Consider the following 10,481-nt stretch of genomic DNA (forward strand, 5'->3'; position numbering starts at 1 on the left):
TCCAAGCGTCACGAACGCGATTTGAACTCACGGACGATGAACCGGTTGCGCGCAATCTGTTCGACATAGTCGAAATCTCGCCGAATGTCCCGCAACTCGCGCCGGAAAACCATCCGACGTTCAGCGAGATCCGGGGCAGGAGCTATCAGATTCTGATCGACAGCAACCTGGTAGGCGGTCGCGAACAGCAGCGTAGACACCGATTCACTGCTGCGGACCCGGCCCTGCGCTACGTACTGGTGTCCGATCCCAAGTGCCAACTCCGTCAGTTCCTTCTGGCCAATATCTGCTGGAGCATCGCGCAACACATCGGCAACAATGTCGTACGCTTCGAAAAATACCCGCAGCATTGCATCCGAGATCAACGGCCGCTTGGCAAGCAGCATTGCGTCGATCTCATCACCATTGCCGGACACACGATCTTCCCAATTCTCTTGCCACGCTATCTCTTCAGCGATATTAGTACGAAACGCTGCCGAATCCGCAAAATAAAAATCGAATTTCAACAGATCACGCAGTCGCATCGCCTGTGCCCAGAAAACCGCTATCCGATCACCCTTAACATTCCTGGCGTGCGCCAACGCAAGTTCGACAATCGAGGTCTCCAGGAAAGCATGAATAACCGAGTTCCGATAAAATGCCGCGGCATGTTCGTTGCCAGGTGCGATATACCACACCGGCTCCCGACCGCTGTCAACTCGAGTGATTGGATGCCCACCAGATAATGCGTCAACCGCAGCGCGCACACCTTCGCGCGAACGCAGCCGCAAAGCACTGGTCGACACGGGGATTTGCTTGCGTTCCAGATAATCCAGTGATTCTTGCAACGCGTGATGGAGTTGATCGAGCGTCAGAGCCACTCCACGAGTAGTCAACAGCAATGCTGAAACCAGCGCTGTTGCCGTCGCCGGTGTCGCACGCAGAATTCGCCACGCAACTTCGAACGACATCTTTTGTAGCGCAAGCCGCTTAGCGTTCTTATCATGGACTAATGCACTGTACGGCGCGCCGAGGTACTGTCGCATCGAGACCGCTTCCGGGAAACGGACGTAGATCTTGCCGTAATTACGTTCGCCCTGCGCCTTAATGAAATTGTATAGTGAGGTGACACTTTCAGGTATCTTTTCGCCGCCGCGAGCATAACTGGCGTATTCGGCGGTCTCGTGCAACTGATCGAAGCTGATCGATACAGGCTGCAGCAGAATGTCTTCACTGCGGCCGTCCAGGTATGCGTCGGCCACATAAGCCAGCAAACCAAGCTTAGGTGGCAGCATCTTGCCGGTACGTGAACGAGTACCCTCAATGGACCAGCTCAGGTTGAAACGCTTCTCGACGATGTAGCCGACATATTCGCGCAAGACGTACTTGTAAAGCGGGTTGTCGCCGATATTGCGACGGATGAAGATGACGCCAGAGCGGCGTAACAGCGGCCCCATCAACCCGAACGACAAGTTAATCCCCGCGAATACATGCACCGGTGGTAGCCGATTTTCCTGCATCGCCACCGGCACCACTGCGCCATCAATGTAGGACCGGTGCGAGAATAACAGCACAGCCGGATAAGCTTCCAACGCCGCGCGCATCGTCGCGACTTGGTATTCGTCGTAGTCGATCTCAGGTTCGAAGCCGCGGCTGAGCATCCTGCCGAGCACGGACACAAGGTCGACGGACGCCCTGCTCCACCCAGCTGCAAGTTCATCGAGCATCTTTCCTGCTTCTTCCACGGTTGCTCCCGGGATCTTTTCCAAGCCAGCGCGAAACCGCGTAGAAGCCAAGATCTCTGGCTTCACCAGCCGTGGAGACTTGTACTGAGGTCCGAGGATTCGGTACTCAGCGCGTTCCATAGCCAAGATGGCGCGACGAGTAACGAACTGAGCGAAATCCCGTTTGTTCTCTCCAACGGTGGTGTCGTGCCAGTGTTGGTGGAGTTCGGACACTTTAGCGGACTCGCCGGCAATTACTAGGGCGCGCCGGGCATCGGTTCTTAGGATACGGCGCTGCTGGCGTCGATTGGGGTGGTAGGGATCCCACCCGGGCAACAACCCAACCACCTTGGCCACTTTGCCACGCTCCGCAGGGGGCAGCCAAAAAACACGCACCGGCACAACGGACCGGTCCTCACCAGATTCAAGCTGCTCAGCGAGCGCAGTCAGTGCCGCGGGCGCCGCGTTACGTGGAGGCAACTTCACTACGTCGAGCTTGGTGTCCGGGTTGCGGGAGCGCTGCTGGCGCAGCCAATCCATCACCAACTCAATTTCCGCCGGAGTGTCCATGGACGCTAGTACCAGGGTATCTTCACCGGTAAGGACTGAACTGATTTCTACGGCCAGCTCGGTCACGATCGCTCTCTGGACTGTTTCATGGTGAGGTCTTGGGGAGCAACCTTCAAGACTTTCGGGTTCACTTTGGATGACGTTTTCGCGGTAGCTGCCGACGCCGTTTTGGTAAAAGCTTTGCTAGCAGTGTTTTTCACAGCCTTAGCCGCTGTGGCCTTGGTTGCTGTCCTCTTAGTTGTGGTCTTGGCCGTCCGGGCTCTGTCTCCCGCTTTTGGCTCCATCTTTTTCGCAGCCAACTTTGTCGTTCGAGCGTACAGTCCGGCCTTGGGTAGCTCGTCGACCGGCCAATCGGCCAGAATATTCAGATACAGTTGGCGCACCTCGGCGATGTGTTCCGGCAATGCGTCAAGAGTCCAGTCGTCGACCGGAATCGCCGACAAAACCGCGACATCGACCATGCCCGGATTGATGGCGTGGGAATTTCGAGCGGCAACGATCTCCGCGTTACGGATCACGATCGGAACGATCGGGATCCCCACCGCCATCGCGATGCGGAAGGGCCCTTTCTTGAATGGCCCGACTTCGGTGGTATCGAACCGAGTACCTTCTGGTGCCATTAGAATCGAGAGTCCCTTCCTAGCCCGGTCTTCGACCGCGTGCAACGTTCCCACCGCGCTAACCGGATCGTCCCGGTCAATAAACATGCCGTCGGTTAATTTGCCAAGCGCGTAGATAATCGGGTTCTTTGCCAGCTCCTTCTTGGCCACCGCAATCCAATTGTCGCGCACCAGCGCACCGGCGATGAGCGGGTCAATCTGGTTGCGGTGATTATAGATGAACACGGCGGGACGCTGCGCGGTCAAGTTTTCATTACCGATCACATTGAGATGCACCCCCGCGGCCGCGAGCAGCAACTGGGGAAAGGCGGAGGTGAAGAAATTGGCACCTCGCCGCCGGCTACCGGTCAGCGCACCGATTCCCACCGCGCCAACCACAAGCGGGAACACTGAACTCAGACCGGCAAGCGTACGCAACTGCACTCCAATGCCGACGCTGCTGCGACTGTTGAACTTCAGGATCGGCCAGCCACGACGTTTAGCGACGGTGGCCATTTTGCCTTCAGGGTTAGTCGGCCGTGGATTACCGACTAGATACATCAGTGCGATGTCCTCGTCACCGTCAGCGTAGAAATAACTGTCTTTGAGGTCGATGTCGTGTTCGGCCGCAAATCGTTGTACTGCAACGGCTTTTCCTGGTCCCCACAAGACCGGCTTGACCACACCACCAGTGAGCATTCCGTCTTCTTTGATCTCGAACTTGTTGGTTAGCATGTTGGCAATCCCGAGAAAGCGAGCCACCGGATTGACCTGGATCGTCAGTGCCGACGAGCTGAGCACCACGGTGTGACCACGAGCCACGTGAGCCCGCACCAGTTCACGCATTTCCGGATAAATTCGGGACTCAATCCGCTGGACAAACAGTCGCTCGCCGATCTCCTCCAAGTCGGTCAAGAACCGTCCACGCAACGCCGAGGAGGCCTTACCGATAAGACCCTCGAACTCGATACGCCCGAGCATATGGTTCAGACCAGCCTGAATCACTGAAAGCAACTCTCTCACACCCATGTCGCGACGTCTCAGACGCTCTTGGGTAAGGATGACTGCGGTAAAGCCGGCTACCAGCGTCCCATCCAGGTCGAAAAACGCCCCGACGTGGGGTCCAGCAGGGCTGGCGAGGATTTCGGCGACTGAACCGGGCAAACGCATTTCCGACACAGACTTGGGAGCACCACTCTCGTCGGCGGCACTCATGAACTCGACACCCATCCCGCCGGCGAATCCGCGGACCGCGCAACCAACGATGTCGGCACTGCGTGTGGTGCCGGGTCACCAGCCAGCGCCAGGACCTCGTCAAAACCCTCCAATAGGCACCGGGTGAACAACGCCTCGCTTTTCACCGAAGCCCGGTCGTAGCGCACAGTGACCGTGCAGAACCCACCTCGAGACATCAGTACCACCATCATCGCCACACCGGAAAGCTGGCCAATACCGTACTGCCGCAATACTTTTGCGCCTGCAAAGTAGGTATCTCCAGGATAGGAAGGAATATTACTGGCATGCACATCTGAGCCAACTATCGAGTCAACAATCACATCCAGCATCGGTGCCGGCAATACCGCCATCAACGGCATGAGGGAACCAATGATGTTCACTGCAGGCTCGTCGCGCCGTTGTATCATTTGCGCACGAATCTTCTGCATCCGAGCCGCCGGATCAATAGTACCAAGCGGTGCTGCCAGGTTAACGCCAATGAACCTATTGCCACTAGCCTTATCTGCTTTGGTCCGCATATTTACCGGCACCGACATCGGCAGCGTGCTGATGGACACACCAAGTGCCTTATGGTAGCGGTACAAAGCACCAGTCAAGCCGGCCAGATAAGCGTCGTTGATCGATCCACCGCCCGCTTTCGCAGCCGCGCGCAGGTCGGAGAGCCGGATTTCAATTGCCTCGGTGCGGGTGGCCAGGCTGCGCTGGCGCAACAACGGAGATGGCTCGGCAGCTTGATTCAATACTCGGATCCCCGACAAGACGTAGCCGACGACTCCCGACACAGTCGACGCAGGTCGCAGAATTGCCTGTCCAACCCCCGATGCCACCCCAGACAGCGCGCCCACGACGCCGCTGACTAGGGTGACCGGCAAGTGATTAATACCCTGCCGCATTAAATCATTGCGCGACAGATCCTGTGGAATAGGTTGCGGGGAAATAGGTCTGGCCGGCGTATCACGTTCCAAGTCATACATTTCGGCGAACATCTCAATACTGCCTACACCGTCGGTGATCGCATGGCTAATCTGCAGTAGCATCGCAGCTCTGCCAGCGGCCAGACCTTCGACCAGAGTAGCCGTCCACAGCGGACGCGACACGTCCATTGGTGACTGCTGGATCACCTCGGCGAGATCGAATACCTCACGCAACGTACCCGGTTCGGGCACACGCATCCGGCGCACATGGAAGTCCAGGTCGAAGTCAGGATCCACCACCCAGCGCGGTGCGGTGGTCGGCAGTGTCGGCACCACAACCTTCTGCCGCAGCCGCAACACTTGTCGGGAGATGTCCTCGATCCGAGTCCGGAACCGATTCCAGTCCGGTGCGGCATCGAGGAGTTCCACCGCCATGATCCCAGCACGGGTCCGTGGATTTGCCTCACCCCGATGCAGTAGATAATCGAGCGGTCTCAGCTCATCGGACGGTCCAACGCCCTCGACGAAGTCAGCCATAAACACAACCCCATGCACACCCACACCCATACGCTGTCACCGCCGATCACGCCTCCTGCATTCAGTCCCGTACACCCAATTCGCCTATCCAACGCTAGTCGGGTTCACCCACTGGTGAAAGTCGATTGCGGGTGCCGGTCGCTTATTGCGAGAGTACTGGAACGTCGGGATACGAAACTTCATGACGAGCAGCCGAATTGACGACTCTGACAGGGCTGCGGCCCCTCAGTTCAGTTCGCAGTGAATGCCGACAAAGGACCCGTGTGGAGCCTAAGGATTTGTCTAGCCATGCCACACTAAGAATGGCAGAGCCTCGCAGGGTGCGTACGAAATCGGCGACACCACCGTAAACAGCTCGAGGTTGCCACACCATAATAGTCGGCGATATTCTCGCATGCCTGCACGATCGCCCTTCTCACAACGAAGCTGTGCACCTGCCGCACAAAACGCGGGCTCTCGCTGTCGTTGATTGAGACACAGACCCCACCGAGTTCCACCATCCTGTTCATCAACGGATAGGCTTGGCTCCGTTTGCCGTTGATAGCCTATACCATAACCGGGGAACTGTGCCAACAGACCGCCATGGTGCGGACACGCCAACAGATCGCTCATTCTGGTGACATACCAGATCACGGTCCGATCCTAAGGACTCCTCGAGAGCCGGAGGGTGTGATCCGCGCGTTTTGTAGTCCACGTCATAGCAACAGGCGATAGCCGTGACAGCACAGGCTCGGTCATGACCTGCAAAGAAAATTCGCAACGAGCCAACTTATCACGATTGCGCGAACCGCGCGGCGACAGGTGCCAGCCCGAACGGGGTATCGAGGCACACACCATCACTGTTAATCGCGACAAGAAAAGACATCTTGTGCACATTGTGCGGACAAAATCGATCGATGACTGCCATTGGATAAACTGACTTACACATTGCCTCCGTAGCTCAGGTGGATAGAGCAAGGGCCTTCTAATCCCTAGGTCGCACGTTCGAGTCGTGCCGGGGGCACTGGTTAAATGCACTGGTGAAAGTAGGTTTTTCCTGTCCAAGCCAGCGTATGGCAATGTGTAGCAGCAAGCCTTCCGTTCTGTTGCAAGGGTGACACAACCAACCGCCTAGCCGGTGTAAGGAACCTACACCAACCCAACATAAAAGGCAGCCCGCAGGCAGCTACGCGCTGGCCGCCGCTATCCTTACTATAGAGACCGTTATCCTTCTATGAGAGAAGTGTATCAATGACCACCTCTGGCCGCCTATAGAGCCTTTAATGTCAAGCTTAAACTATCGCAGTTCGAGGTCAACGAGTACTCACTGACCGGAACGCGATTGACCGACCACCGAAAGCAAGCATCATGCACTACTATGCTCAGCTATTCCTTAGCGCCGCCGCTATTTGGCCGATGAGTGTTTTGGTGAATGCAGATCGCTAGACGCTTGACTGGCTGGCCGAGTGGCCCGATAGGTCGTCTAACAGTACGTTGGCCACATCACAAATTTCTTGTAAATGGAAGCGAGCACTTTCGTCGTAAGCGAGACCAACTGGTGGCCAATGGATTTCGTGCCACCCTCGGGTTAGACCCACCGACTGCTGCCGACCAGCTACATTGTTTAACCGCAGGAGATATCCGACACCGTCACTGTGAACGTTGAGTTCGATCGTGGGATTGCCGACGAGTACACCAGCACTGAGCGCCTCATAGACCAACTCAGACAAAGCTGATCCGGCACAGTCATCACTCGAGTTGGGGAGCTTTCCTCTCAACTCCTCACCTTCGCTATCGACCCAAGCCGCGAACGCATCGTCATCGATTCCAAACCGCGCTTGGGTGCCGTAAACGGTAATCATGAAGGCTGGTGTGTCGGCTGCGATACAGGGCTGACGAGCCGCGATCCGTTTGGATACAGATTCCGCGATACCATGGCCACGGGTTGGGTTGATGCTGTTCGGAAAAGTCGCGAACGCCATAGCGCATTGATATCAGTATGTTGACGCCGATGCAACATGTACTGAGATAATGATATTAATGCGTTGAGTTCGCGGACTGCTTATAGTATCCTCAGCGCATGCCGGGGGGGCTATGTATGAAACGAGCAGTGCAATTGACCAGCGGGGGTAAGTCCGACCGCTTGTTATGTGCATCTGAACTGTCGGTGAAGCTGAACAAGCTTTTTGAGATCATGCGCAACCCCTCTGAGCCGCCGCTATCCAACGCGGCCGCAGCCGAGGCCATCACCCAAAAAACCGGGGTGTCGATTAGCCCGGCCTACATGTGGCAGCTGCGCGCCGGGGTCAAAAATAACCCGACCGTCCAACATCTACGCGCGATCGCCGAATTCTTCGGTGTCTCCCCGTCCTACCTGATCGACCCCGGGGTCGATCCACAGATCGACGCCCAGCTCAACCTGCCACAAGCGCTGCGCGACAGCGGCGTGCGTGATTTGGCAATGCGTTCCTCAGGGTTGACTCCGGAAGTACTCAACAGTGTAGCAGTGATTCTTGACCGTGTTCGTGAGCTTGAACGGTTGCCTCCAATCGCTTCGAAGGGTGGGGAAATTTAGATGACATTTTCTAACTAGGAGCTACATTAACTTTAGCCCGAAAATTTCCGATTCTTGTCCCCTGAGACAGGAATTTTTTATCATGGAGTGTAGCCTAGTTTTGTCGTAGACTAATTAAGTTGATTCCGGCGAATATCGCCATATTGTCCACCAGTTCATGTAGTTTGTGACTAATGTGTGATAATACCAATTTTAATTCTTGCACGGTGTAGGAGGCGCCGAATGTCACATTGATCAGATCATATGCCACAAAATTGGTCATATGGCATTTTAGTGACGACAAAGGCTGCGGGCTGCGGAAGCAGTACTGTGCCGCACAATACCTACACGGTATCGACTCGGTGATGACATGCACTATACCGGGACGAACGGATGACGTCAGCGACCAGAAACACGACACCGAAATGTTCGCTCATACGTTGATGATCGCCTATGCGGAAACCACTACTAAAAATTTGATGATGCGCAGCGCATTTTTCCGCCTCCGATGACCACCGCCGTTCCCAATAACATCGCCCGACCTCTGATCATTTTCACAGAAATTGTTATTGCTGTACGTTAAAATAGTTTTGTCTATAGTTAATATGAAACTTATTCTGACAATAAGAAGATGCATTCGGTCACATTGACCCTATTAGCTTGCCTATACAACACAAGCCAAACGAGCTAGTATTCCAATGGTCCTCACATTCGACCTATCGGTCGTCTTCAACTCACAACCGAGTACTCTTGAGGAGGAAACGACCGAATTGTCGAAACTATCCAGATGATGCCCATACGCACAGGCCGCCGCAAAACTTAACACAACATACTCCTCCGATTAGTCCTACTAGCGAGGCTAAGATAGGCCCACAATCATGAAGAAAATCGCGCCCACGATCTTGCCAAATTCGACTCCCACTCTCCACCCCACCGTTTCGTCCACCTCACCTATCGTCAGATACATACTCACCGTAGACTTCCTTAAACCTGCATAAAAGCTGGCGAGACAAGCGCTCTAACTCAGCAAAATATTCAAGCAACACGTTTTCGGATATCAAACTATTATAGTATCAGATGCCGCATCAATCGATGAAGGCAGTGATTAACGATTGCGGGAAAGTATACAGGGTACATGATCTATAAGTTGCGGCCCATCTGTGTAGATAGATTATTTACCACCTAGACAATTGTAATGTCGGTGCGGCAGTCGGATACTAGGAGACGGGTAACGTATCATAATACCCACTAAGGCAAACCTGATTAAAATAAAGGTAATTTCCTGGACCGGATTCAACTGTAGTGTCAATAATATTAGCTACAAAGCTACCGACAATTTTTATTATCGCGATTTTATGCGAACTAAAATACGCTAAACGGTGTAATTATGTGCTTCTATGATACAAACGACTGTTCATACAGAAGCACATACTACGAAGACAAAAAGTACATTCACCAACAAATCGACAAGATTATTGAAGCTCGTAGACCGTGGCCATGCAGCGAGGAACGTAACGATGTGCTCGACGTCATGCTAGACGTAGCCGATCTCGACATCAGCGACATGCTCGATAACGCGAATATCGCCCACAAGATACTGACATTGCTCATCACCGGCAGCAAAACCTCAGTCAACACTATCGCTTTCACTTTACACTATCTTTCGACAAACCCCGATATCTGCACACATGCACACGCCAAGATCGATGAACGCTGACCTCATTGTAGCTTTCCAGGAATGTAGTTCAATGACATGGCTAAGCTGTGCTATCTGCGGCGTGTCATCGACGAAAAGTTGCGTCTGCAACTAATAGAACCAGGCTATTTTTGACAAACCAAGCTAGACACTACTATCAGCGACGCGAAATATCTATTTAAAGCAAAGAATGGACCATTCGTCTTGCTTCTCACAGCTCACCGCGCCCCTACCCGGTGTCCGGAAACTAGTTCAACTCCGACCGGCTTTCTGCCCGAGAATCTGCGCAAGTTCCCACCGTGTACCTACAAGCCCGTTGGCACCGATTCGCACACCTGCATGAGCAGACAATTCGCTCTCCACAAAACTCTTTTAACCCTTGTCACGATTTTACGCTAATATGATGTAGAGCCGGACGCGGACTATCAACTCCAAGTTTCTGAAACAACCACCTTGAAAGCAGCCCAACTCCGATTACGCCTACACCTAAGATAAAGGAGTTATTCGCAACACGCCTAGCTAGCCCTCACACCACCTGAGCGATGCTGACTGTGACTCACACATCACCACGTTAACGCCATCCTTCGGCAGAGTACCTCTGCCGGCTCTGAATCTGGTTCTTCATGATTGAGGGTGGCGTTGAGGTCTGAATCCGCCGGTTTTCAGTAGTGATCGGGCGCGATGTAGTGAGTG

6 protein-coding genes and 1 tRNA gene are annotated in these 10,481 nt (G+C 54.2%); 3 read left to right on the forward strand and 4 right to left on the reverse strand.

Going from position 1 to position 10,481, the window contains the following annotated elements:
* Positions 1-8: 8 nt before the first annotated feature.
* The 3 genes from MUBE_RS11640 to MUBE_RS11650 are packed head-to-tail and all read right to left on the reverse strand — an operon-like array spanning position 9 to position 5,559.
* A complete protein-coding gene (locus MUBE_RS11640; protein ID WP_116540641.1) occupies positions 9-2,339 on the reverse strand; it encodes a glycerol-3-phosphate 1-O-acyltransferase in 2,331 nt (776 codons plus the stop codon).
* Positions 2,336-4,087, reverse strand: a complete 1,752-nt coding sequence (locus MUBE_RS11645; RefSeq protein ID WP_116540648.1) for an HAD-IB family hydrolase/lysophospholipid acyltransferase family protein — start codon at positions 4,085-4,087, stop codon at positions 2,336-2,338. The genes MUBE_RS11640 and MUBE_RS11645 overlap by 4 nt, the downstream gene beginning before the upstream one ends.
* On the reverse strand, positions 4,084-5,559 hold the full coding sequence (locus MUBE_RS11650; RefSeq protein WP_116540649.1) for a wax ester/triacylglycerol synthase family O-acyltransferase: 1,476 nt from the start codon (positions 5,557-5,559) through the stop codon (positions 4,084-4,086). The genes MUBE_RS11645 and MUBE_RS11650 overlap by 4 nt, the downstream gene beginning before the upstream one ends.
* Positions 5,560-6,488: 929 nt before the next feature.
* On the opposite strand from MUBE_RS11650, the gene MUBE_RS11660 reads away from it, so the two are divergent.
* Positions 6,489-6,562, forward strand: a tRNA-Arg gene (locus tag MUBE_RS11660).
* Positions 6,563-6,980: 418 nt separating this feature from the next.
* Here the strand turns inward: MUBE_RS11660 and MUBE_RS11665 are convergent.
* Positions 6,981-7,520, reverse strand: a complete 540-nt coding sequence (locus tag MUBE_RS11665) for a hypothetical protein (protein WP_243633024.1) — start codon at positions 7,518-7,520, stop codon at positions 6,981-6,983.
* A gap of 212 nt (positions 7,521-7,732) precedes the next feature.
* Here MUBE_RS11665 and MUBE_RS11670 point away from each other — a divergent pair, with 212 nt between their 5' ends.
* Positions 7,733-8,113, forward strand: a complete 381-nt coding sequence (locus MUBE_RS11670; protein ID WP_243633025.1) for a helix-turn-helix domain-containing protein — start codon at positions 7,733-7,735, stop codon at positions 8,111-8,113.
* Positions 8,114-9,479: 1,366 nt separating this feature from the next.
* Complete coding sequence (locus MUBE_RS11680; protein WP_116540645.1) at positions 9,480-9,809, forward strand: cytochrome P450; 330 nt, start codon at positions 9,480-9,482, stop codon at positions 9,807-9,809.
* The last annotated feature ends 672 nt before the right edge of the window (positions 9,810-10,481 follow it).

The sequence above is a fragment of the Mycobacterium uberis genome (assembly GCF_003408705.1).
GTDB lineage: Bacteria > Actinomycetota > Actinomycetes > Mycobacteriales > Mycobacteriaceae > Mycobacterium > Mycobacterium uberis.

What these genes read in the sequence shown, in the direction of transcription:
- MUBE_RS11650 (WP_116540649.1), bottom strand. Translation starts at nt 5,559, where the DNA reads ATGGCTGACTTCGTCGAGGGCGTTGGACCGTCCGATGAGCTGAGACCG.
- MUBE_RS11645 (WP_116540648.1), bottom strand. Translation starts at nt 4,087, where the DNA reads ATGAGTGCCGCCGACGAGAGTGGTGCTCCCAAGTCTGTGTCGGAAATG.
- MUBE_RS11670 (WP_243633025.1), top strand. Translation starts at nt 7,733, where the DNA reads ATGCGCAACCCCTCTGAGCCGCCGCTATCCAACGCGGCCGCAGCCGAG.
- MUBE_RS11680 (WP_116540645.1), top strand. Translation starts at nt 9,480, where the DNA reads ATGTGCTTCTATGATACAAACGACTGTTCATACAGAAGCACATACTAC.
- MUBE_RS11665 (WP_243633024.1), bottom strand. Translation starts at nt 7,520, where the DNA reads ATGGCGTTCGCGACTTTTCCGAACAGCATCAACCCAACCCGTGGCCAT.